This window comes from Micromonospora sp. NPDC049081, assembly GCF_040648835.1.
GTDB classification, from domain to species: domain Bacteria; phylum Actinomycetota; class Actinomycetes; order Mycobacteriales; family Micromonosporaceae; genus Micromonospora; species Micromonospora antibiotica.
The window spans coordinates 129,885-153,540 of the sequence record NZ_JBEZEK010000002.1; the positions used below are offsets into that span (position 1 = coordinate 129,885).

Here is a 23,656-nt window from a genome sequence, read left to right on the forward strand (position 1 = left end):
GCCGCGCGCGCCGCCTCGCTGAATCCCGTCCGAGCAGCTCAGGGGAGCAATCGTGGAGAATTCGCCCAGCACCGATCTTCCGGCCGGCGTCGACAGCGGCGAGTGGGGCGGCCACCTGCCGGAGCTGCCCGCCGGGTCGGCGCGGGTGGTGCCGCTCGGGCTGACCTTCGACGACGTGCTGCTCCAGCCGGGCGAGTCGGACGTGGTGCCCAGCCGGGTGAACACCCGCACCCGGCTCACCCGCAACGTCGAGTTGACCATCCCGCTGCTGTCCAGCGCGATGGACACCGTCACCGAGGCCCGGATGGCGATCGCCATGGCCCGGCAGGGCGGCATCGGCGTGCTGCACCGCAATCTGTCCCTGGAGGACCAGGCGCTCCAGGTCGACCTGGTCAAGCGCTCCGAGTCCGGCATGATCACCAACCCGGTGACGGCCAGCCCCGAGGACACCCTGCGCGAGGTCGACGAGCTGTGCGGTCGCTACCGCATCTCCGGCGTGCCGGTGGTCGACGGCGACGGTCAGCTGGTCGGCATCGTCACCAACCGGGACATGCGCTTCGTCTCCGACCCGGCCACCCCGGTCCACGCGATCATGACCCGGACGCCGCTGGTCACCGCCCCGGTCGGGGTGAGCAAGGACGACGCGCTGGCGCTGCTACGCCAGCACAAGGTCGAGAAGCTGCCGATCGTGGACGACTCGGGGCGGCTGCGCGGCCTGATCACCGTGAAGGACTTCACCAAGAGCGAGCAGTACCCGGAGGCCACCAAGGACGACGCCGGCCGGCTGCGGGTCGCCGCCGCCATCGGGGTCGGCGAGGACGCCTACAAGCGGGCCCGCACCCTGGTCGACGCGGGCGTCGACGTGCTGATCGTGGACACCGCGCACGGTCACCAGCGGGCCGTGCTGGACATGGTCCGCCGGCTCAAGGCCGACGTCACGATCGACATCGTGGGCGGCAACGTGGCCACGTACGCCGGGGCGAAGGCCCTGGTCGACGCCGGTGCCGACGGCGTCAAGGTGGGTGTCGGCCCGGGGGCCATCTGCACCACCCGGATCGTCGCCGGGGTCGGCGTGCCGCAGGTGACCGCGATCATGGAGGCGGCCCGCGCCGCCCGTCCGGCCGGCGTCCCGGTGATCGGCGACGGTGGCATCCAGTATTCCGGCGACATCGCCAAGGCCCTGGTGGCCGGTGCCGACTCGGTGATGCTCGGCAGCCTGCTGGCCGGTTGTGAGGAGAGCCCCGGCGAGCTGATCTTCGTCAACGGCAAGCAGTTCAAGGCGTACCGGGGGATGGGGTCGCTGGGCGCGATGCAGTCCCGGGGCCAGGCCAAGTCGTACAGCAAGGACCGCTACTTCCAGCAGGACGTGCTCAGCGACGACAAGCTGGTCCCGGAGGGCGTGGAGGGTCAGGTGCCCTACCGGGGGCCGCTGTCCCGGGTGGCCCACCAGTTGGTCGGTGGGCTGCGGCTGGCGATGGGGTACGCCGGTGCGGAGAACATCCCCGACCTGCACCACCGGGGCCAGCTCATCCGGATCACCGCGGCCGGGCTCAAGGAGAGCCACCCGCACGACATCCAGATGACCGTCGAAGCCCCCAACTACCACACCCGCTGACCCACCACCCCAACCACCTGGAGTCCCTCATGCGTGACGTGGTCGAGATCGGGCTGGGCAAGACCGCGCAGCGCGGTTACCACCTGGACGACATCGCCATCGTGCCCAGCCGCCGGACCAGGGACGTCGACGACGTCTCCACCGGCTGGCAGCTCGACGCCTACCAGTTCGACATCCCCTGTGTCGGCCACCCGTCGGACGCCACCATGAGCCCGGCCTCGGCGGTCCGGCTCGGTCAGCTCGGCGGCCTGGGCGTGCTCAACGTCGAGGGCCTGTGGACCCGGTACGAGAACCCGGCCAAGGTCCTGGAGGAGCTGGCCGGTCTGGGCGAGGACGCCCGGGCCACCAAGCGGCTCCAGGAGGTCTACGCCGAGCCGATCCGCCCCGACCTGATCGCCGAGCGGGTCCGTGAGCTGCGGGCCGGTGGCAGCACGGTGGCCGTCCGGGTCTCCCCGCAGCACACCCTGGCGTTGGCCCCGGTGATCCTGGACGCGGGCGTCGACATCCTGGTCATCCAGGGCACCATCGTCTCGGCCGAGCACGTCTCGACCACCGACGAACCGCTGAACCTCAAGGAGTTCATCGCCGACCTCGACCTTCCGGTGGTCGTCGGCGGTTGCACCGACTACAAGACGGCGCTGCACCTGATGCGTACCGGTGCGGCCGGGGTGATCGTCGGCATCGGCGGCGACGACTGGTCGACCAGCGAGTCGGTGCTCGGCATCCGGGTGCCGATGGCCACCGCGATCGCCGACGCCGCCGCGGCCCGCCGCGACTACCTCGACGAGACCGGTGGACGCTACGTGCACCTCATCGCCGACGGTGACATGCAGACCTCCGGCGACATCGCCAAGGCGCTCGGCTGCGGCGCGGACGCGGTGATGCTCGGTGAGCCGCTGTCGCTGTGCGAGGAGGCCCCGGCCGGCGGGGCGTGGTGGCACTCGGCGGCCAGCCACCCGTCGCTGCCGCGCGGTGCCTTCGAGGTGGCCGGTGAGCCGCTCGGCTCGATGGAGCGGCTGCTCTTCGGCCCGGCCGACGAGCCGGACGGCCAGCTCAACCTCTTCGGCGGGCTGCGTCGGGCGATGGCCAAGTGCGGCTACCGCGACCTCAAGGAGTTCCAGAAGGTCGGCCTGGTCCTCGACCGCTGACCCGCCAGGCACTACGGCCGGCCGGCCCCGGTGTGGGCCCGGCCGGCCGTCGCGGCCCGTCTCGCCGTCGGGTCCGGCGTGCGGCACTGCCGTCGGGTCCGCCGTTCGACCCGCCGGCCGGTCCTGCCCGGGTCTGCCGTTCGGCCCTGCCGTGGGGCCGCCGACCCGCCCTGCCGTCGGTCCGTCGTTCGGCGCGCACGGGGTCGACCCGCTCGGTAGGCTGCGCGCACGGCGGGGCGGCGAACGGGGGACGAAGGTGGCCATGAGCCGGAACCGGCGCGGCCTCGCGCTGCTGGTGACCGTGGCGCTCGCCCTGGCCGGCTGCACGGCCGACCCGAAGCCCCGGCAGTCCCGGTCCGCCCCGACCCCCGGTGCGACCCCGAGCGTGACCCCCGGCCCCGCCGGCGTCGGCGACCCCTACTTCCCGACCGCCGGCAACAGCGGTTACGACGTCGAGCGGTACACCCTCAAGGTCCGCTACGACCCCGCCGGCGACGAGTTGCGCGGCACCACCACCGTGCGGGCCAGGGCCACCGCCGACCTGCCCCTGTTCCACCTCGACCTGGCCGGCCTGACGGTCCGCCGGGTCACCGTGGACGGCACCCCGGCCCGGCACGCCCGCGAGGGAGCCGAGCTGGTGGTCACCCCGGGCACGCCGGTCCGGTCCGGGGCGGCGTTCACCGTCGAGGTCGGCTACGACGGGCAGCCGGTGCCGCTGCCCAACGAGACGATCGGTGAGGGGGGCTGGCTGCACACCGCCGACGGGGCGATCGCGCTCGGCCAGCCCGAGTCGGCGAGCAGCTGGTTCCCGGTGAACGACCACCCCTCCGACAAGGCCGCCTACGACTTCGAGATCACCGTGCCCAAGGGGCTGGTCGCGGTCGCCAACGGGGTGCCGCAGGGGCAACGCCCGGCGGCGGGTGGCTGGACCACCTGGCGCTGGTCCGAGGCGACCCCGATGGCGAGTTACCTGAGCACGGTGGTGATCGGGAAGTACCGCACCAGCACCGGCGAACACCGGGGCCGACCGGTGTTCAACGCGGTCGCCGCCAGCCTGCCCCGGGGTGCCGCCGACGAGTCGATCGCCGGCACCCTGGCGGTCGCCGACTACCTGGAGACCGTCTTCGGGCCGTACCCGTTCGGGGCGTACGGCGGGGTGGTGGTCGACGAGCCCCGGATCAGGTACGCGTTGGAGACGCAGAGCCGGCCGGTCTACTCGGCCAACTTCTTCCGCACCGGCGAGAACACCGGGGTGGTCGCCCACGAGATCGCCCACCAGTGGTTCGGCGACAGCGTCTCGGTGGCCCGCTGGGAGGACATCTGGCTCAACGAGGGGCTCGCCACGTACGCCGAGTGGCTCTGGGCCGAGCACCAGGGCCGGGAGACCGCGCAGGCCGCCTTCGAGCAGCAGTACGCCGCGTCCGACGACCAGGTCTGGCGGGTGCCGCCGGCCGCGCCCGGGGTGACCAACCTGTTCAGCGAGTCGGTCTACCAGCGGGGCGGGATGACCGTGCACGCGTTGCGGGTGACGATCGGCGACGAGGCGTTCTTCCGGCTGCTGAAGACCTGGGCGGCGGAGAAGCGCAACGGCAACGCCACCACCGCCGAGTTCGTGGCGACCGCCGAGCGGGTCAGCGGGCAGCAGCTCGACGACCTCTTCGCCACCTGGCTGTACGGCACCGAACGCCCCGCGACCCCCACCCGCCGCTGACCGGCTGCGGCCGGGTCCGCCCGCCCGACCCGCACCAGGTCAGTTCTTCACCCGCAGTTCGGGGTGGGCGTCGAGGTAGGTTTCGGCCTTGCCGGCCTTGAGCGCGGGCAAGAAGCCCTTGCCGACGCTGGTGAGCTGCTCACCCCGGTAGCTGCTGCCCTTGCCCACCCCGTCGCCGGGCAGCCCGACCAGGGTGATCCGGTCGGCGCTCATCCCACCCAGCGCGTACGCCAGGTCGACGATGCGCGGGCCGCCGGCATAGACCAGGGTGTCGCCGAGCGCCGCCACCACCTGGTCCACCCGGTCGGGTTCCCGGGCCAGGTTCTCGCTGAGGATCTTGGCGGCCAGCGCCCGGAGGAGTTGCTGCTGGTGCCGCTGTCGGGCGTAGTCGCCGCCGGTGATGTAGCGCTGCCGGGCGTAGTCCAGCGCCTGCCAGCCGTTGAGGTGCCGCTCGCCCTTCTCGTAGACCATCTGCGGGCCGGTGTAGCCGCCCCCACCGGGGGCCGGGTCGCGGTACTTGCCGTCCGGTCGGCGGTGCAGGGAGGGGACCCGCTGGTCGACGTAGAGGTCCACCCCGCCGAGGGTGTCGACCAGCCGGTCGAAGCCGTTGAAGGTGATCACCGCACCGGCGTCGAAGCGCAGCCCGGTGTACCCGGTGACGGTGCTGCGCAGCAGCTCGTACCCCTGGGCGGCGCTCGGGTTCTTGGGCTTGCCCGGCACCCGGCTGCCGTAGCTCATGGCGTGGGTGAGCTTGGTCCGGCCGCCCCGGTAGCCCGACTTGGGGAACGCCGGGATGTCGACCACCAGGTCGCGGGGGAGCGAGAAGAGGTACGCCCGGTCCAGCCCGGCCGGCACGTGCAGGATCAGCACCGAGTCGCCGTGCGGTTCCCAACCGGGCACGCTGACCCGGGTGTCCACCCCGACCAGCAGCAGGTTGAGCGGGCCGGTGATGGCCGCGCCGGGGGGCGGGGTCGGGCTGGGGGTGGGGCTCGGCGTGGGGCTGGCGGTCGTGGCGACCGGTCCGGCCGTACGCCGTGGCCCGTCGTCGCGGACCTGCCGGGTCACCACCAGGGCGACCACCGCCACCAGTACGACACCGACCAGGGCGGCCAGCCCCCACACCCATCGTGGGCGTCCCGTTCCGGTTTCCTGAGTCATCGCTCGCCACCCCCGTCTGCACAACGCGTCGACCGGCCCCCCGGGTTGCGGGCGTCGATCGGCGACGGTGAGCATGATCGCGCGAAATCCGGCACTGGCGCGATGGCTACCCGCCGGTAATGATGCGTTCATGCGGTACGACGTGCTCGTCATCGGCTCCGGCTTCGGCGGCAGCGTCACCGCGCTGCGGCTGGCCGAGAAGGGCTACACCGTCGGCGTGCTGGAGGCGGGTCGGCGGTTCGCCGACGACGAGTTCCCGCAGACCTCCTGGCGGCTGCGCCGGTTCCTCTGGGCACCCCGGCTCGGCTGCTACGGGCTGCAACGGCTCACCCTGCTCCGCCCGGCCGACCGGAAGCACGGCGGCGGTGTGCTGGTGCTCTCCGGCGCCGGGGTGGGCGGCGGCTCCCTGGTCTACGCGAACACCCTCTACCAGCCGCCGGACGCCTTCTACACCGATCCGCAGTGGCGCGACGTCACCGACTGGCGGGCCGAACTCGCCCCCCACTACGACCAGGCCGCCCGGATGCTCGGGGTCACCACGTACCCCCGGCACACCGGCGCGGACCGGGCGATGCGGGCGGTGGCCGAGCGGATGGGGGTGGGGCACACCTTCGGGCCCACCCCGGTGGGGGTGCACCTCGGCCACCCCGGTCGACGCGTGGCGGACCCGTACTTCGGCGGGGCGGGCCCGGAGCGTACCGGCTGCACGCACTGCGGTTCGTGCATGACCGGCTGCCGGCACGGTGCCAAGAACACCCTGGTCAAGAACTACCTGTGGCTGGCCGAACGGCTCGGCGCGCGGGTCCACCCGCTGACCACGGTCACCGCCGTCCAGCCGGCCGCCGACGGCGGCTACCGGGTGCACACCGTACGGACCGGCGCCTGGCTGCGGCGGCGACGCCAGGTGTTCCGGGCCGACCAGGTGGTCTTCGCGGCCGGTGCGCTCGGCACCCAACGGCTGCTGCACGAGATGAAGCAGACCGGTGCGCTGCCCCACCTGTCGGACCGCCTCGGCGAGCTGACCCGCACCAACTCGGAGGCGATCCTCGGCGCGTCGGTCGGCTGGCGGCAGGCCCGGCTGCGGGGGCTGGACTTCACCGACGGGGTGGCGATCACCAGCTCGTTCCACCCCGACCCGCAGACCCACGTCGAGCCGGTCCGCTACGGCCGGGGCGCCAACGCGATGGGGCTGCTCCAGTCGTTGCTGGTCGACGGTGGCCCGCACCGGCTCCGGCGTTGGCTGGTCGGCCTGGCCCGGCACCCGGGGCAGGCCGTCCGGATGCTCTCGGTGCGGCACTGGTCCGAGCGGACGGTCATCGCGTTGGTGATGCAGTCGGTCGACAACTCGCTGACCACCCGCTGGCGGCAGGGGTGGCTGGGCCGGCGGCGGCTGGTCTCCGGGCCGGGGCACGGCACCCCGAACCCGACCTGGATCCCGGCCGGCAACCGGGCCGCCCGACTGCTCGCCGAGGAGATCGGCGGCACCCCCGGCGGGGCGCTCACCGAACCGTTCGACATCCCGATGACCGCGCACATCCTCGGCGGTGCGGTGATCGGGGTCACCCCGGCCGACGGGGTGATCGACCCGTGGCACCGGGTGCACGGCCATCCGGGACTGCACGTGGTCGACGGGGCGGCGGTCTCGGCGAACCTCGGGGTGAACCCGTCGCTGACGATCACCGCGCAGGCGGAACGGGCCATGTCGTACTGGCCGAACAAGGGTGAACCGGACCCGCGGCCGCCGCTCGGGTCGGCGTACACCCGGGTGGGTGCGGTGGTGCCGCGGCACCCGGCGGTCCCGGCGGACGCCCCCGGCGCGCTGCGTCACGGGCCGCGCTGACCGGGTGCGGCACGCCCGGGGGCGGCCCGTGCCCGGGGCGGGTGTGACTGTCGGTAGGCTTTGCCCACATGAGCACGCCTCGCCCCGTCCTCGTGGTGGACTTCGGAGCCCAGTACGCCCAGCTCATCGCGCGCCGGGTGCGCGAGGCGAAGGTCTACTCGGAGATCGTCCCGCACTCCATGCCGGTCGCCGAGATGCTGGCGAAGGACCCGGCCGCGATCATCCTGTCCGGCGGCCCGTCCAGTGTCTACGCCCCGGACGCCCCGCAGATCGACGCCGGGCTGTTCGACGCGGGCGTGCCGGTCTTCGGCATCTGCTACGGCTTCCAGGCGATGGCCCAGGCGCTCGGCGGCACGGTCGCCCGGACCGGCAACCGGGAGTACGGCGGCACCCCGCTGCGTCCCCGGCTGCTCGACCCGGGTGTGCTGCTGCGGGACCTGCCGGCGGACCTGCCGGTCTGGATGAGCCACGGTGACGCGGTGACCGAGGCCCCCGCCGGGTTCACGGTGACCGCCGAGTCGGCGGGTGCCCCGGTCGCCGCCTTCGAGGACCTGGCCGGTCGGCGGGCCGGTGTGCAGTTCCACCCGGAGGTGGGGCACACCGCGCAGGGGCAGGAGATGCTCCGCCGCTTCCTCTACGACATCGCCGGCATCGCGCCAACCTGGACCCCGCAGAACATCATCGACGAGCAGGTGGCCCGGATCCGGGCCCAGGTCGGCGACAAGGAGGTCATCTGCGGCCTGTCCGGCGGGGTGGACTCGGCGGTCGCCGCCGCGCTGGTCCACGAGGCGGTGGGGGACCAGCTCACCTGCGTCTTCGTCGACCACGGCCTGCTGCGCGCCGGTGAGGCCGAGCAGGTGGAGAAGGACTACGTGGCGGCCACCGGCATCAAGCTGAAGGTGGTCGACGCGGCCGACCGGTTCCTCGGCGCGTTGGCCGGGGTGACCGACCCGGAGCAGAAGCGGAAGATCATCGGCCGGGAGTTCATCCGGGTCTTCGAGGCCGCCGCCCGGGAGATCGCCGCCCACGGCGACGTCGAGTTCCTGGTGCAGGGCACCCTCTACCCGGACGTGGTCGAGTCCGGTGGCGGCACCGGCACCGCCAACATCAAGAGCCACCACAACGTCGGCGGCCTGCCGGAGGATCTGAAGTTCGCCCTGGTCGAGCCGCTGCGCACGCTGTTCAAGGACGAGGTCCGGGCGCTCGGGCTCCAGTTGGGCCTGCCCGAGGCGATGGTGTGGCGGCACCCGTTCCCGGGGCCGGGCCTGGCCATCCGGATCATCGGCGCGGTCGACCGCGAGCGCCTCGACCTGCTGCGCCACGCCGACCTGATCGCCCGGGAGGAGCTGACGGCAGCCGGCCTGGACCGGGGTGTCTGGCAGTTCCCGGTGGTGCTCCTGGCCGACGTGCGCAGCGTCGGGGTGCAGGGTGACGGGCGCAGCTACGGGCATCCCGTGGTGCTGCGCCCGGTCTCCAGCGAGGACGCGATGACCGCCGACTGGTCCCGGCTGCCCTACGAGGTGGTGGCCCGGATCTCCACCCGGATCACCAACGAGGTCGCCGAGGTCAACCGGGTGGTCCTGGACGTGACCAGCAAGCCGCCGGGCACCATCGAGTGGGAGTGAGCCGGGCTCAGCCGGCCGTCGGCGGGGTCGTCGGCGGCTGCGGCCCGGTCGCCGGCCCGCCCGGCTGATACCCGACCGCCGGCCCGCCCGGCTGCGGCCCGGTGGTCGGACCGTCCCGCTGCGGCCAGGTGGTCGGCCCGCCCGGCTGGGGTCCGGTGGTCGGGGCCGTCGGCTGCGGCCAGGTGGTCGGAGCCGTCGTCGCCGGCTGCGCCGCCGGGTCGGTCGGGTGCGGCCAGGCCGGTGCGCCGGCCGGCTCCTCGGGCATCAGGAACCACATGATCGGGTACGCCAGCGCGGCCAGACCGCCGGTGACCAGGGTCGCGACCGCGAACAACACCCGGACCAGGGTGGGGTCGACGGCGAAGTAGCGGCCGAGACCGCTGGCGACGCCGGCCACCATCCGGTCGGTGGTCGGCCGGCGGAGCTGCTTGTACGGGGCGTGAGGGGTGCTCGTCGAAGTCATGTCTCCACGGTCCGCGCCGACCACCCCGACGACCTCGGTGACTGCCCCGATCCCTACCCTGATCGATCCCCGAGGGGCCAGCCCTGAGTCAGGAATCCGACTCTTTTCCGCACTGGTAACGCGACCCGGGGAGAATTTGGCCCCGTGACCACCTTGCTGGAGCCGCTCCGCAGGATCGCGGCATATGCAGTCTGTGCTGATTCAATCGGCCGAGTGTTACTGGTCCGCGCATCGGAGCGCTCCGGCACCCCCGGCGTATGGTCCCTGCCCGGCGGGGCGGTCGACCACGGCGAGGACCCGAACCACACCGTCGTCCGGGAGACCGCCGCCGAGACCGGCCTCTCGGTCGCCGTCGCCGGCCTGGCGGACGTGCTGGCCGACATGCGCGCGCTGCCCGAGCGCCGCATCACCATCCACACCGACCGCCTGATCTACCAGGTGTCGGTGCGCGGCGGCACCCTCACCGACCGGGTCGACCGCTCCACCGACCTGGCCCGCTGGTACACCCTCGACGAGGCACGGGAGCTGCCGCTGCGGGCCTTCACCGCCCGTGCCCTCGGGCTGCCGGCGTCCTCCGCCGACGTGGTCCCCGACGAGGCCCCCGAGTTCCCCTCCTTTTACGCCGTCCCCGGCCCGGACGGGCTGCACCGGGCGCAGCGCTTCGCCGCGTACGCGGTGGCCACCGACCCGGCGGGTCGGGTGCTGCTCACCCGGGTCTCCGACGGCTACCCGGGCGCGGGCTGCTGGCACCTGCCCGGCGGCGGCACCGACTACGGCGAGCAGCCGGGCGCGGCGCTGATCCGGGAACTGGTCGAGGAGACCGGGCAGACGGGGCGACTGGTCGAGCTGCTCGGGGTGGCCAGCCACCGCGACGCCGCCTCGCTCGGCCCGGAGGGCTACCCGATCGACTGGCACGGCGTACGGGCCTTCTACCGGGTGATGGTCGACCAGCCCGCCCCGCCCACCGTCACCGACGTGGGCGGCTCCACCTGCGAGGCCCGCTGGTTCGGCCGCGAGGAGTTGGGCGCCCTGCCCACCGACCGGCTCACCGAGGTCACCGCCGAGGCGGTCCAGGCCGCCCGCCTCACCGCCTGACCGGCTGCCCCCGTCGCACCGGCCGGACAGGCCGGCGCGACGGCACCCACCCCGCTCGGGCGACCGCTAGCCTCATGATCGACGGGGCGGACCGCGGGCGGGGGAGTACACGTGCAGGAGCGACGACGGATCGCGGCGTACGGCTGGTGTGCGGACGACACCGGCCGGGTGCTGCTGGTGCGCGGGGCCGCAGCTGATCCGGCACCGGGGCTCTGGCGGCTGCCCGGTGGGGGTGTGGCGCACGCGGAGCATCCGGCCGACACGGTGGTCCGCCGGTTCGCCGGGGAGACCGGGCTGGGCGTCGCCGTCGGCGGGTTGCGCGCCGCCGTCGCCGACCTGTCCACCCGCCGTCTCGGCGCGGTCGAGGTGTCGGTGCACACCGACCGGTTGGTGTTTCACGTCACGGTCCCCGATGGTCAGCCGTCGCACGGTGACCGGACGACCGCCGACGGTCCCGCCGAACTGGCCTGGTGCACCCCGCAGCAGGCCGCCACGCTGCCGCTGATGCCGTTCACCGCCGAACTGTTCGGCCTGCCCACCCGGCCCGTCGCCGGACCGCCTGGAGCGCCACCACCTCCGCCCGCTGCCGGACCACCGACCGGGCCGGCCCCGTCGGGTTCACCGGCCGGGTCGGGGTCGGCGGAAGAGGAGGGGTCGGCGGAAGGGGCGTCCGCCGGGGCTGACGCCACTGCTGACCGACGGCAGCGGTTCGCCGCGTACGGGCTGGTCACCGACCCCGACGGACGGGTGCTGCTCACGATGATCGCGCCCGGCTATCCGGGTGCCGGTCGGTGGCACCTGCCCGGTGGCGGCACCGATCACGGTGAGCAACCGGTTGACGGTCTGTTACGGGAGTTGGTGGAGGAGTCGGGTCAGCGGGGCCGGATCGACCGACTGATGCTGGCCGACAATCTGCACAATCCGGTCGCGTTGGGTCCGGAAGGGCGTCCCTTGGACTGGCACGGAGTGCGGGTGATCTATCGGGTGCTGGTCGACGAGCCCACCGATCCGGTGGTCACCGAGGCGGCCGGCGGATCGACGCAGGCCGCCGCCTGGTTCACGTCTGCCAAGCTCAGCGGCCTGATGATGACCGACGTCGCGGAGTTGGCCACCGGGCGGACGGTCGGATGACGGTCGCTCGCCGAGCCGACTGTGGGGTGCTCCGGTAAAGTCGGCACTGCGGTTGGCGAAGAAAACGGGCGATGAGGCCCGAGATGGGAATAAGCGAGCGGTTTGCGCGGTTAAGAGTAGTTACCAGTACCGCCGGCAGCTATCGCCAACCACCACGCCGCTGTGCAATGGTGTACTCCGCTCGAACGGCTGCCGGGCCAAGAGCGGTCCGGCACGAGACAGCCGGACACCCGCCCACACGGGCGGCCAGCCGATCCGGTGATGGAGGAAAACGTGCCGAGAGCCCCATGGCGCCGGCGTCGTACGACTGACAGTCCGCGCCCCGCAGGGCGTCGCTGGGCGGGCCGGTTGCGCCGCAGCAGCACATTCGCCCGCCAGGTGCTGCTGGTCCGGGTGGGTCGCCGGGATGGCGACCAGCTCAACGGCACCGACCTGGTTCTTCCCGAGCACCGCGTCGACCGGCAGCGTCGCCGTTACGGTTTCGACCGTCGCGGGGTCACCCTCGACCGTGCCGAGATCGCGGCGGTCGCCCCGGTCAGCCCGGCCCTCAGCCCCGCCGCGCCGGTCGACGAGTCGCCCGCGATGGCGATCCCGCTGCTCCCCGGCGCGCGTACCCCCGCCCGCCGGATGAAGTTCGCGCTGGTCAACGCCTGCACCCTGGCCAGCCTGGTGCTCGGCATCAACGCCATCTTCGTCGCCATGAACGGCCAGACCCGGATCGCAGCACTCCTGCTGATCGCCTGCGTCATCTTCGACGGCCTCGACGGCGCGCTCGCCCGCAAGTTCGGCGTGGCCAGCCCGTTCGGCGCCCAGATGGACTCGCTGGCCGACATGTGCTCGTTCGGCCTCGCCGCCCCGGTGGTGGTCTACGCCGCACTGGCCGGATCGGCCCCCACCGCCGCCGCGGCGGTCGCGGCCGCCCTCGTCGCGTCCTGCGCCGCGATCCGGCTCGCCCGGTTCAACGTCTCGCCCAAGGACGGCCGGTTCTTCTGCGGTGTGCCCACCACGATGGCGGCGGCGGTGCTCGCCCTCACCGTGGCCATCGGGCTGCCGCTGCCGGCGAGCGTGCAGATCGGCGGGGTGGCGCTGCTGGCCTTCGCGATGGTCTCCAGCTTCCCGTACGCCAAGCTGGCCCGGCTGGTGAAACTGCCGCCGTGGCTGTGGCTGGCCCCGGCCGTCGGCGCGCTTGTCGACATCCGGCTCACCTTCGCCCTCGTGGTGGTGGGCTACCTGGTCAGCGGTCCGCTGCTCTGGCTGCACCAGCGCCGCACCGCCTGACCCGTCCACAGTTACGCAACAGGGGCGCCGCGACCGCGGCGCCCCTGTTCGCGTTCGTGTCGACTCAGCTCCAGCGGGCGATGACCGAGGAACCGCCGACCACCTTGTCGCCGGGGCCGACCAGCGGGGTGGCGGCGTCGGCCGGCAGGTAGACGTCGGTGCGGGAGCCGAAACGGATCAGCCCGAACCGCTCCCCCCGGGCCAGCAGCGCCCCCACCGGTGCCCGCTGCACGATCCGGCGGGCGATCAGCCCGGTCCGCTGCGCCACCACCACCGTGCCGTGCGCGGTGTCCAGCACCGTGTAGGCGGCGACGTTGTGCTCGGCGTCCGGCTTCATGGCGTTGACGAAGCCGCCGTCGGCGACGAAGTAGTCGACCACCTTGCCCGCCACGGGGGAGCGGTTGACGTGCACGTCCAGCACCGACAGGAAGACCGCGATCCGCAGCCACTCACCGTCGCCGAACCGTTCGTCGTGCAGCCGCTGCACCGACAGCACCTGACCGTCGGCGGCGGCGACCACCGCGGACGGGTCCTCCGGCACGTCCCGCTGCGGGTCCCGGAAGAACGCGGCCACCGGGGCGGCAGCCAGCGCCGGCACCAGCCACAGCTTCGACTTCGGCCGGACGACCCGGGCGACGGCGGCCAGGCCGAGCGCGATGCCGGCCGCGGCGACCCCGTTCGAGTCGATGTGCATGCCCCGGGTCAGCGGCACGCTCGACGGCCGGTACGCCGGGGCCAGCTGGGCGGCCGAGGCGGCGGCGGCCGGGGTGAACCGCAGGTGGTGCACCCGTACCGGCGGGGAGTTACGCAGCACCAGGTCGGTGCGGACGCCGTGCAGCACCCCGATCCGGTCCAGTTCGGCGGCGGCCCCGTCGGTGCGGAACACCGGTGCGGCGACGCTGAGCACCGCGCCGTCGGTCAGGTACTTGGTGAGCCCGTCGACGACGTCGCGGGTCTCCTCGTCGGTGCCGGTGAACGGCTCGGCGGCGATGACCAGCTCGGCGGCGTCCGCCTCGGCGAGGGAGTCGACCACCCGGACCCGGTCGGCGACCCAGCGGCCCTGGGCCGTCACGTGCTCACGCAGCGTGGCGGCGTCGGTCGTCGCGGCCGGCACGACGGTCAACGTGTCGCCCGGCAGCAGCGCGTCGATCGCCGCGGCGAGGGCCGCGGCCCCGGGGGCCGCACCCACCAGCAGGGCTGCCTTCGGGTCGTTGCGTCGGGCGAGTTCGGCGACGAGGGTACGGGCGGCACGCTCGCCGATGCGGACCGGACCGGATGGACCGGAGGGGCGCACGGCGGGGAACTGGGTCATGTCGGGCGGGCTCCTGACGGGGTAGAGACGGACGTCGCGGCGGGACCGCCTCGGACGCCCGGACGAGGCGCATCCGGGCCGGTGCCGGGGCACCTGGTGCGCGGGCACCGGCGGAGCCCGACGACGTGGCGCGTGCCGGCGGAGGCGGGATCTCCCCGGCCAGCATACGAGCCGTCGGACGCCGCCCGCACCGGTGCGGTCAGCTGGACGCCCCGGGTGGGCCGGTGACCGGGGGGTCCACCAGGTCGCCGGACGGCCGCCGAGAAGTGTCCTGGTCGTCGGACCGGGCCGCCGGTTCGTGTTCGCGCCGGTGGTCCGAGCCGTGCTGTCGGCCCGGCTCGCGCGCCGGGTCGCCGAGGTGCAGCTCGGCGGTGTCCCGCCAGCCGGCGCGTTCGTCGTCCCCGCCCGCCGGGCCGGTCGGCGCGCTGCTCACCGAGCTGCCCGGGGTGCTGCTCACCGGGCCGGCCGGCGTGGCGCTCACCCGGCCGGCCGGCGTGAGGGCCGGCTCGCCGTCGGCCGGCGGGACCGGGCGGTCCGGGGTGCGGGCCGAGCGCACCGCCCCGACCAGCCCGAGCACTCCGATGAGCACCAGCGCGCCGGCCAGGAACCAGCCCACCGCGGGCAGGGCCAGCCCGAGGATCTGGGCGAGCAGCCACCAGAGGGAGAGCCCGACGAAGAGCAGCCCGAAGACGAACGACACCAGATCGGTGCGATGGCCCTTCACCGGATCACCTCCAGATTGCCCGCGTTGACGTGGACGGTGAGCCGCAGCGTGCCGCCGCCGGCCCCGTCCGGGCCCAGGTCGGTGACCTGGCGGCCCTGCCCCTCCAGCCCCGAGCTGCGCCGGCCGAAGACGGTGGCCTCCCCGGCCTTGACGTTCGTCACGGCCGTGACGTCCACGTTCGGCGGCACCACGATGGTGGCCTCCCCGAAGTTGACCACCACGGTCAGGTCGGTGTCCCGCTTGTCGAAGTCCACCGCACGCAGGTCCAGGGTCGCGTCACCGAAGCTGTTCTCGTAGCGGTCGGCCAGCTCCTGGTAACTGGTCGGGGCCCAGGTGACCGCCCCGTCGACACCCCGGACCCGGTCGTAGGACTCGGCGACCGTGGCGACACCGAGAGCGGCGGCGGCGACCAGGCCGAGGGCGATCAGCCAGCGGGCCCGGCCGAACCAGGTGCCGACGAGCAGCCCGAACCCGATGGTGGCGAGCACCGCCGCGAAGTAGCCGGCGGCGCCGATCGGGAAGACGTCCAGCAGGTCCAGGATGGCGACCACGCCGAGGGCCAGGAAGATCAGTGAGAAGGTCGCGGCACCCAGCGCCGACCGTTCCTTCGGTTTCTTCGGCGGTTTGACCCGGGGTGCGGGCGGCGGCGGTGGGGGAGGGCCCCCGGCGTACGGGCCGTGGGGCGCGAACGGCGGCCGGTAGCCCGTACCGGTGGGTGGGACGGTCACCGGCGCGGCGGCGGGCACACCGGTCAGCGGTGGCCGGGGCGGCCAGGCCGGTGCCTCCGCCCGGGTCGCCGCCAGCTCCATCGGCGCGGCCGGTGGCCAGGCCGGTAGCGGTGCGGTACGGGTCTGCGCCGGCCAGCCGGCCGGTTCGCCGGTGCGGGCCGCCGGCCACCCCGCGGGTTGCCCGCCACGATCCGACGGGAACGGGGGGGCCGGCGGGGCGGGTGCCACCGGGGCGAAGGGGGCCGGCCAGCCGACCGGGGGGACCGGTCCGGGCGGGGCGGCCGGGCCGGGCGGTGGACCGGCGGCAGCCGGCACGCCGGGGCGGCTCTCCCGGTTGAGCAGCAGCGCACCACCGATGAGGATGGCCGCGCCCAGCAGCACCGCCCGGAACGCGTCGGTGACGATGTAACCGAAGCCCACCGCGACCGTGATGGTCAACAGGATCACGGTGATCGGGGACATGCTCGACCGGCCCCGGCCCAGCATCGACTCCAGCGGCGAGGCGCTGTCCCCCTCGCCCGGGATGATCAGCCAGGCGGCCACGTAGACCAGGATGCCGACCCCGCCGAAGAACCCGAGCACCGCGAGGAGCACCCGCCACAGCACCGGGTCGGTGTTGGTGGCCCGGCCGATGGCCGCGCAGACCCCGGCCAGGTAGCGGCCGTCACGGGGCCGGACCAGGCCGTACCGTGAGGTGAAGCTGGCGCCTCCGGACGGTGGGGGATACCCCCCGGGCGGTTGCGGCGTGTCGTCGCCCCCCGTGGGCGACGGGGACGCCGGGGGTGGCCCGGCGGCGGAGCCGGGCGGCGGCATACCACCCGGTGCGGCCACCTGAGGGTACGGCGGCGGGGCAGGGTCCTCGGTCATGACTCGATCCTGCGGGGTCGCCGGGCCGAGTCGCCTCCGGAACCGACCCTGACCCCACCCTGAGATCCCGGTGGGCGGATGTCCGGGGCGTCCCCGTGGTCGGTGCCGTCGTCCCCGTGTGACGATCGGAGCGGCACCACACTCCGGGGTGTCCGTCCGCCACCCACCGTGACCAGGGAGCCTCCGATCAGCGTCGTGACCCCGCCGCCGCGCCTCTACCGGGCGCCCGAGCACCGGCTGGCCGCCGGTGTGGCCGCCGGCATCGCCGACCATCTCGGCATCTCGGTGCTGCGGGTACGCGTCGCCTTCATGGTGCTGCTCGGGCTCAGCGGACTGGGGCTGCTGCTGTACGCGGCGTTCTGGGCGGTGGTGCCGCTGCGGCCGGGTGACACCGCGACCCCGCCCCGGCGGGACCCCGGGCAGCTGCTGCCGTTCGTGGCGATCGGCCTCGGTGTGCTGCTGGTCCAGGTGCTGGTCTTCGACTCGGTCGGCGCGGCGGGCACCGCCGGTTGGCTGGTGGCGATCATCGCGGTCGGTGCCGGGGTGATCTGGCACCAGTCCGCGCCGGAGCGCCGCCGGCAGTGGAGCGGGTCGATGCCGGTGCCGTGGCTCGGCGCGGTGGTGGAGGAGAGCGACCGGCGGGCCTTCGTGCTCCGCTTCGCCGGGGGCGCGGTGCTGGTCGCCGTGGGCATCATCGGTGTGGCGGCGGTCTACTCGCCGGTGCAGAACCTCGACGCGGTGGTCAACGGGGTGATCTTCGCGTTGGTCGGGCTGGTCGGCGTCGGGGTGGTGGCCGCCCCGGTGCTGTGGCGCACGTGGAACCAGCTCCGCTCGGAGCGGGAGGGGCGCATCCGCGAGCAGGAGCGTGCCGAACTGGCCGCCATGGTGCACGACCAGGTGCTGCACACCCTGGCCCTGATCCAGCGCAACGCCAGCGACGTCAAGACGGTGCAGCGGCTCGCCCGGGGCCAGGAGCGGTCGTTGCGCAACTGGCTCTACAAGCCGACCGCCTCGCCGACCGAACGGTTCGCGGCAGCGCTCGAACAGGCCGCCGCCGAGGTGGAGGACACCTTCGCGATCACCGTCGAGGCGGTGGTGGTGGGTGACCGGGAGACCGACGAACGGGTCGGGGCGCTGGTCGCGGCGGCCCGGGAGGCGCTTGTCAACGCGGCCCGCCATGCCGGGGTGCAGACGGTGTCGCTCTACGCCGAGGTCGAGCCGGAGCAGGTGAGCGTCTTCGTCCGGGACCGGGGCAAGGGCTTCGACCCGGATACGGTGGAGGATCACCGGCACGGCGTCCGAGGGTCGATCATCGGGCGGATGAAGCGGCACGGTGGCCGGGCGGAGATCCGTTCCGAGCCCGGGGAGGGGACGGAGGTCCGGTTGATGCTGCCGATCACCGGCACCGGCTCCACGGCGGAAAGGGACAGCTGAGATGGCGGAGCAGTCGATGGAACCGGGTTCGGACGCCCCGACCCGGGTGGAGCGGTTGCGGGTCTTCCTGGTCGACGACCACGCCATGTTCCGGGCCGGGGTCCGGGCCGAGCTGGGCGCGCACGTCGAGGTGGTCGGGGAGGCGAGCACGGTGGCCGAGGCGGTCGCCCGGATCGCCGCGACCGGGCCGGAAGTGGTGCTGCTCGACGTGCACATGCCCGACGGTGGGGGTCGGGCGGTGCTGGAGGCGATGCGCCGTAGCCACCCGCAGGTGAAGTTCCTGGCGCTGAGCGTGTCCGACGCCGCCGAGGACGTGATCGGGCTGATCCGGGCGGGTGCCCGGGGCTACGTGACCAAGACCATCTCCCCGGACGAGCTGACCGACGCGATCCGCCGGGTGGCCGACGGGGACGCCGTGTTCAGCCCCCGGCTGGCCGGGTTCGTGCTGGACGCCTTCGCGGCCCGGCCGGACGCCCCGGTCGCCGACCCCGAGCTGGACCAGCTCACCAACCGCGAGCGCGAGGTGCTGCGCCTACTCGCCCGGGGGTACGCGTACAAGGAGATCGCCAAGGAGCTGTTCATCTCGATCAAGACGGTCGAGACGCACGTGTCGAACGTGCTGCGCAAGCTCCAGATGTCCAACCGGTACGAGTTGTCCCGCTGGGCGGCGGACCGACGACTCGTCTGAGACCTCCCATTCCGGGAGCATCGCCCCAGGGCTGACAAGAGATCAATTCGTGTCGCATAATGCCCCGTCGCCTTCGCGCGTGCGGGTGGTGTCACGACCCCGCCCGGGGGCGACGCACACCGGCCCGCCGGGAGCGGGCCCACCCCTGGGGAGAGGTGCACGGAACTGATGTTCGGACAACGAGGACGACGCTGGGCGGGTATCGCCACGGCGCTCGTCACCGGTGGCGCGCTGGTGCTCGTCGCAGCCGGTCCGGCCGCCGCCGAGCCGGCGACGAAGGGCGTGGCGCGGGCGGTGCCGGGTACCGGCGTCATGCTGAAGCTGGACGGTCGGGCGCAGAAGACCTCGGCGCTGGCCCTGGAGTTGAAGGACGGCACCGTGCCGGTCTTCTGCATCGACTTCCACACCCCGGTGGCCCGCGACGGCGAGTACGCCGAGGGCACCTGGGGCGAGTCGGAGGTGAAGAACCTCGGGCGGGTGCAGTGGGTGCTCACCCACGGCTACCCCAACGCCGACCGGGCGAAGCTGCTCGCCGCCGCCGGGGCCACCCTGCCCGCCGGGCTGCCCGACTCCCGGCGTGACACGCTGCTCTACTTCGGCACCCAGACGGCTGTCTGGCACTTCAGTGACGGCGTCACCCTGGGCGACTGGGAGCGGGGGCTGACCGCCGCCGCCGAGTACGACGTGATCCGCCGGGTGCACGACTACCTGGTGCGCAACGCCACCGACCAGCCGGAGCCGAAGGCCGAGCTGAGCCTGGACCCGGCGTCGGCCACCGCGACCACCGGCGGGCGTGCCGGGCCGTTCACGGTGCACGGGCCGGCGGGGGAGATCGCGCTGAAGGTCGAGGGTGGCCGTGCCGTCGACGCCGAGGGGCGTCCGGTCGGTACGACCACCAACGGTGGCCGGTTCTGGCTGACCGCAACCGCCGCCGGTCGGGTCACCGTGACGGTCTCCGCGCCGGACTCGGTCTCCTTCGGTCGGGTCTTCCTCTTCTCCGGCGGCAAGAACGCCAAGCAGAAGCTGATCCTGGGTGGCAGCACCGGCACCTCGGTGAACGCCGACGCGGCAGCGAGTTTCGCCGCCGCCCCCGCCTCGCCGTCGCCGTCGGCCACCCCGTCCGGGTCGCCGTCGCCGTCCCCCTCGGCCGCGTCGCCGTCGCCGTCGGCCACCCCGGTCGACTCCTCGTCGCCGGCCAGCCCGGCACCGTCGACCTCGCCCGCCAGCAACGGTGGCGGGCTGCCGTTGACCGGTTCGCCGGTCGCGCTGGCCGCCCTGGCGGGGCTGGCGTTGCTGGCCTTCGGCGCGGTGGCCGTGCTGCTGGTCCGTCGTCGCAAGGTCCACTTCACCGTCTGACGTACGGCTCCCTGCGGCCCCGGCACCCGACGGTGCCGGGGCCGGCTGTTTACCGGTCACCCCTGCGGGGGCCCCGAGACCCGGTGGCGTGGGGGCGGTGTGGCGGAGGGGCCGGTCGTCGGCGGGCGGCGGCCGGCAGTCACCTGCGGTGCAGGTGTGTCGACTGTCTTCGGCCGGCTGGCTGGGACTGTGCTCCGGCTGGCCGAAGCCGCCCTCAGCCGGACGGGCAGAAAGCGGTGACGCCCGGTGGAGGTCGGAGCACGCCAACCGGACGGCGGCAAAGCTCACACTGCTGACCCTGCGGTCACCACCCGGTCGAGCGGACTTGCTGTCTTACCTGCTCAGAGCGGTACGACCAGGGCATCTCATGATCTTTTCTCAAGTATCGGCAACACGGCAGGCAACTAACGGCTTGATAACGGCACCTTCACGTAATGGGCCGGTGGGTGTCACAGTGGCAGCACCTCACCCCCGATGTGAGGCACCCGTGTGTCCCGGCCGACCACGTCGCCGCTGCCTCCGGCACGGATCGTGGTCGTCGAGCCTGCCCGGGAGCCGAGTGCGGGGGTGTGGTGGCCCGGCGGATCGGTACCCCTGGGGTGTCCCGATTTCTCTGCGGTAACCGGTGATCTGTAACACATGATCGCCGTGCGGTGTCACCCCCCAACGTGCGTGAAACCCACGACGGAACCAGGTTAGAAAGAGGAGGCCCCTCGGAATGAGAGTCTCGAAGCGGGCGAGCGGCGCCATTGCGATGGGTGCGGCGTTCGCGCTCATCGCGTCCGGCTGCTCCAGCGGTAACGACGACGAAGGCAGCAGCGGCGCCAGCAGCTCGGACGGGGCCATCGTCGTCGACGGCACCGAGCCGGAGAACCCCCTGGTTCCGGCGAACACCACCGAGACCGGTGGCGGCAAGATCATCGACTGGCTCTGGACCGGTCTGGTCGAGTACCCCAACAACGGTGGTGCGCCGCAGAACGCGCTGGCCGAGTCGATCGAGACGACCGACTCCAAGGTCTACAAGATCAAGATCAAGCAGAACACGAAGTTCCACGACGGCACCGTCGTCAAGGCCAAGAACTTCGTGGACGCCTGGAACTGGGGCGCGTACTCGCCGAACGGCGCGCAGAACGCCAGCTTCTTCGCCGACATCGCCGGCTTCGAGGACGTCAACACCTCCGACCCGGACGGTGACGGCCCGAAGAAGGCGCCCGAGCCCAAGGCCAAGGAGATGTCCGGCCTCAAGGTCGTCGACGACTGGAACTTCGAGGTCACGCTCGCCGCGCCGACCGCCGTGTTCCCGACCAAGCTCGGCTACAGCACCTTCATGCCGCTGCCGGACGCCTTCTTCTCGCAGGGCGCCGAGGCCTTCGGCAAGAAGCCGATCGGCAACGGCCCGGTCAGCTTCGTCTCGTGGGAGAACAACGTCGCGATCAAGCTGACGCGGTTCGACGACTACAACCTGCGCGACAAGATGAAGATCAAGGACGTCAACGTCAAGATCTACCAGGACGACACGGCGGCCTACAACGACCTGGTCTCCAACAACCTGGACTTCCAGCAGCAGGTTCCGGTCTCCTCGCTGGCCGGCGACAAGTGGAAGGCCGACCTGGCCGACCGGGCGATCCCGTCGACCACGCCGTCCACCGGCATCATCGCGTTCCCGATCTACGACAAGCGCTTCCAGAACCCGAAGCTGCGCAAGGCGATCTCGCTGTCGATCAACCGGCAGGAGATCACCGACAAGATCTTCTTCGGTAACCGCAAGCCGGCCGACAGCTGGGCCAACCCGCTGACCCCGGGTGCCAAGCCGGGCAACTGCACCGCCTGCCAGTTCAAGCCGGACGAGGCCAAGGCCCTGCTGGCCGAGGCCGGTGGCTTCACCGGGCAGCTGAAGATGTACTACAACGCCGACGCCAGCCACAAGGACTGGATGGAGGCCGTCGCCGGGCAGGTCAAGAACACCCTGGGTATCGACGCGGTCGCCGTCGGTGTGCCGACCTTCGCGGTCTTCCGGCAGAACATCAACGCCCACAAGATGGACGGTGCCTACCGTGCCGGTTGGCAGCAGGACTACCCGGACGTGGAGAACTGGGTCAACCCGCTCTACGTGACCGGTGGCTCCTCGAACGACGGTCTCTACAGCAACCCCGAGGTGGACGCCCTGTCCAAGCAGGCCAGCTCCGCCCCGAGCCTGGAGGCCTCGCACGAGCTGTTCGCCAAGGCGGTCGAGAAGATCGACCAGGACGTTCCGTCGATGCCGATCTACTTCGGTGGCCAGCAGTCCGGTCACTCCGAGAAGATCAAGAAGATGGAGCTGACCAACGTCGGCGAGCTCGACATCACCTCCGTCGAGCTCTGATCCGTTCGGTCTGACCCCGGGTCGGGCTCGCCTACCGGTGAGCCCGACCCGGGGCCGTTCCGCGAGTGCGTGCACCCCACCCCTCGCCACGTTGTCGCCACCCGTGTCGGCCGCACCCCCGCCCCCGGCACACCCCTTGTCAGGAGGACCACCCCATGGGCCGTTATCTGGTGAGACGGCTGCTCCAACTCGTCCCGGTCTTCATCGGGACGACGCTGATGATCTACCTGCTGGTGTGGAAGGTCCCCGGGGACCCGTTCGCCGGCAAGTGCGGTGACCGTGGCTGTCCGGACAACTACCGGGCCATGATGACCGAGAAGTTCCAGCTGGATCAGCCCTGGTTCGTGCAGTACGCCACCTACATGAAGAACCTCCTGCAAGGCGACTTCGGGACCACCTGGTCGGGGCGCGACGTCGGCGAGATCATCGCCACCGCGTACCCGAACACCCTCAAGCTGGCCCTGGTGGCCCTGGTCATCGAGGGTGTCATCGGTCTCACCGCCGGTGTGCTCACCGGCCTGCGCCGCAACGGCTTCCTGGACAACCTGGTCCTCGTCTCCACGCTCTTCCTGATCGCGCTGCCGGTCTTCGTGGTCGGCTTCGTGCTCCAGTGGTTCTTCGGTGTGAAGCTCGGCATCGTCAAGCCGACCGTCTCCAACGAGATGCGGATCACCGAACTGCTCCTACCGGGCTTCGTGCTGGGTAGCGCGTCGATGGCGTACATCGCCCGGGTGTCACGCACCAGCATCGCGGAGAACCGCCGGGCCGACTACGTGCGTACCGCGATCGCCAAGGGGCTGCCGATGCGCCGGGTGGTCGGTATCCACCTGCTGCGCAACTCGCTGATCCCGGTGGTGACCCTGCTCGGCACCGACCTCGGCGCCCTGATGGGTGGCGCGATCATCACCGAGGGCATCTTCGGCATCAACGGCATCGGCCGCACCGTGCTGCGGGCGATCGTCACCAAGGAGAGCGCTACCGTTGTCTCCATCGTGGTCGTGCTGGTGCTCGTCTACCTGGTGATGAATCTGCTGGTGGACCTGCTCTACGCCGCACTGGACCCGAGGATCCGCTATGAGTGAGCGCAGCAGCGAACGAATCGTCATTGCAGTGTGCGCGGG

16 protein-coding genes and 2 pseudogenes are annotated in these 23,656 nt (G+C 72.6%); 13 read left to right on the top strand and 5 right to left on the bottom strand.

The genetic code is table 11. The features are described from left to right. Window positions 1-52 precede the first annotated feature (52 nt). The 3 genes from guaB to AB0B63_RS04475 all read left to right on the top strand — a co-directional run bounded on the left by guaB (window position 53) and on the right by AB0B63_RS04475 (window position 4,474). A complete protein-coding gene (guaB, locus tag AB0B63_RS04465; protein ID WP_357014557.1) occupies window positions 53-1,615 on the top strand; it encodes an IMP dehydrogenase in 1,563 nt (520 codons plus the stop codon). Between the two features lie 29 nt (window positions 1,616-1,644). Then, window positions 1,645-2,763 (top strand): GuaB3 family IMP dehydrogenase-related protein, encoded by a 1,119-nt coding sequence (locus AB0B63_RS04470; protein WP_208567960.1) that lies wholly within the window; start codon window positions 1,645-1,647, stop codon window positions 2,761-2,763. Between the two features lie 262 nt (window positions 2,764-3,025). After that, a complete protein-coding gene (locus tag AB0B63_RS04475; RefSeq protein WP_357014559.1) occupies window positions 3,026-4,474 on the top strand; it encodes a M1 family metallopeptidase in 1,449 nt (482 codons plus the stop codon). Between the two features lie 39 nt (window positions 4,475-4,513). Here AB0B63_RS04475 and AB0B63_RS04480 read toward each other — a convergent pair whose 3' ends face one another. Continuing rightward, entirely contained in the window at window positions 4,514-5,632 is a 1,119-nt protein-coding gene (locus tag AB0B63_RS04480; RefSeq protein WP_208567962.1) for an LCP family protein, read from the bottom strand. 130 nt (window positions 5,633-5,762) lie between these two features. On the opposite strand from AB0B63_RS04480, the gene AB0B63_RS04485 reads away from it, so the two are divergent. Further along, the gene (locus tag AB0B63_RS04485) at window positions 5,763-7,472 is read left to right on the top strand and encodes a GMC family oxidoreductase (protein ID WP_357014562.1); all 1,710 of its coding nucleotides are present in this window, start codon (window positions 5,763-5,765) and stop codon (window positions 7,470-7,472) included. A gap of 68 nt (window positions 7,473-7,540) precedes the next feature. After that, the gene (gene guaA, locus AB0B63_RS04490) at window positions 7,541-9,097 is read left to right on the top strand and encodes a glutamine-hydrolyzing GMP synthase (protein ID WP_208567964.1); all 1,557 of its coding nucleotides are present in this window, start codon (window positions 7,541-7,543) and stop codon (window positions 9,095-9,097) included. A gap of 223 nt (window positions 9,098-9,320) precedes the next feature. Here guaA and AB0B63_RS04495 read toward each other — a convergent pair. After that, a pseudogene (locus tag AB0B63_RS04495) lies at window positions 9,321-9,560 on the bottom strand (PspC domain-containing protein); the annotation flags it as partial. Between the two features lie 144 nt (window positions 9,561-9,704). Between AB0B63_RS04495 and AB0B63_RS04500 the strand changes: the two are divergent. The 3 genes from AB0B63_RS04500 (at window position 9,705) to AB0B63_RS04510 (ending at window position 13,064) form a co-directional block, all read left to right on the top strand. Next, window positions 9,705-10,655 carry an NUDIX hydrolase gene (locus AB0B63_RS04500; RefSeq protein ID WP_208567966.1) on the top strand — a complete coding sequence of 317 codons (951 nt, stop codon included), beginning with the start codon at window positions 9,705-9,707 and terminating at the stop codon, window positions 10,653-10,655. 111 nt (window positions 10,656-10,766) lie between these two features. Continuing rightward, window positions 10,767-11,786 (top strand): NUDIX hydrolase, encoded by a 1,020-nt coding sequence (locus tag AB0B63_RS04505; RefSeq protein WP_357014565.1) that lies wholly within the window; start codon window positions 10,767-10,769, stop codon window positions 11,784-11,786. A gap of 348 nt (window positions 11,787-12,134) precedes the next feature. Further along, a complete protein-coding gene (locus AB0B63_RS04510; RefSeq protein WP_208567968.1) occupies window positions 12,135-13,064 on the top strand; it encodes a CDP-alcohol phosphatidyltransferase family protein in 930 nt (309 codons plus the stop codon). Window positions 13,065-13,128: 64 nt separating this feature from the next. On the opposite strand, the gene AB0B63_RS04515 is transcribed toward AB0B63_RS04510, so the two are convergent. From AB0B63_RS04515 to AB0B63_RS04525, 3 genes and pseudogenes are all read right to left on the bottom strand, one after another. Further along, on the bottom strand, window positions 13,129-14,376 hold the full coding sequence (locus AB0B63_RS04515; RefSeq protein WP_357014567.1) for a phosphatidylserine decarboxylase: 1,248 nt from the start codon (window positions 14,374-14,376) through the stop codon (window positions 13,129-13,131). 388 nt (window positions 14,377-14,764) lie between these two features. Continuing rightward, window positions 14,765-15,100 (bottom strand): annotated as a pseudogene (locus AB0B63_RS04520) (hypothetical protein); the annotation flags it as partial. Beyond that, a complete protein-coding gene (locus AB0B63_RS04525) occupies window positions 15,097-16,695 on the bottom strand; it encodes a PspC domain-containing protein (protein WP_357014569.1) in 1,599 nt (532 codons plus the stop codon). The gene AB0B63_RS04525 and the pseudogene AB0B63_RS04520, both read right to left, overlap by 4 nt. Before the next feature lie 168 nt (window positions 16,696-16,863). On the opposite strand from AB0B63_RS04525, the gene AB0B63_RS04530 reads away from it, so the two are divergent. The 5 genes from AB0B63_RS04530 (at window position 16,864) to AB0B63_RS04550 (ending at window position 23,617) form a co-directional block, all read left to right on the top strand. Then, on the top strand, window positions 16,864-18,129 hold the full coding sequence (locus tag AB0B63_RS04530; RefSeq protein ID WP_208567971.1) for an ATP-binding protein: 1,266 nt from the start codon (window positions 16,864-16,866) through the stop codon (window positions 18,127-18,129). Between the two features lies 1 nt (window position 18,130). After that, window positions 18,131-18,817, top strand: a complete 687-nt coding sequence (locus tag AB0B63_RS04535; protein ID WP_208567972.1) for a response regulator transcription factor — start codon at window positions 18,131-18,133, stop codon at window positions 18,815-18,817. A 168-nt stretch (window positions 18,818-18,985) separates the two neighbouring features. Then, entirely contained in the window at window positions 18,986-20,173 is a 1,188-nt protein-coding gene (locus AB0B63_RS04540; RefSeq protein ID WP_357014572.1) for a thioester domain-containing protein, read from the top strand. 718 nt (window positions 20,174-20,891) lie between these two features. Further along, a complete protein-coding gene (locus AB0B63_RS04545) occupies window positions 20,892-22,535 on the top strand; it encodes an ABC transporter substrate-binding protein (protein ID WP_357014574.1) in 1,644 nt (547 codons plus the stop codon). A gap of 155 nt (window positions 22,536-22,690) precedes the next feature. Continuing rightward, a complete protein-coding gene (locus tag AB0B63_RS04550) occupies window positions 22,691-23,617 on the top strand; it encodes an ABC transporter permease (protein ID WP_357014576.1) in 927 nt (308 codons plus the stop codon). The last annotated feature ends 39 nt before the right edge of the window (window positions 23,618-23,656 follow it).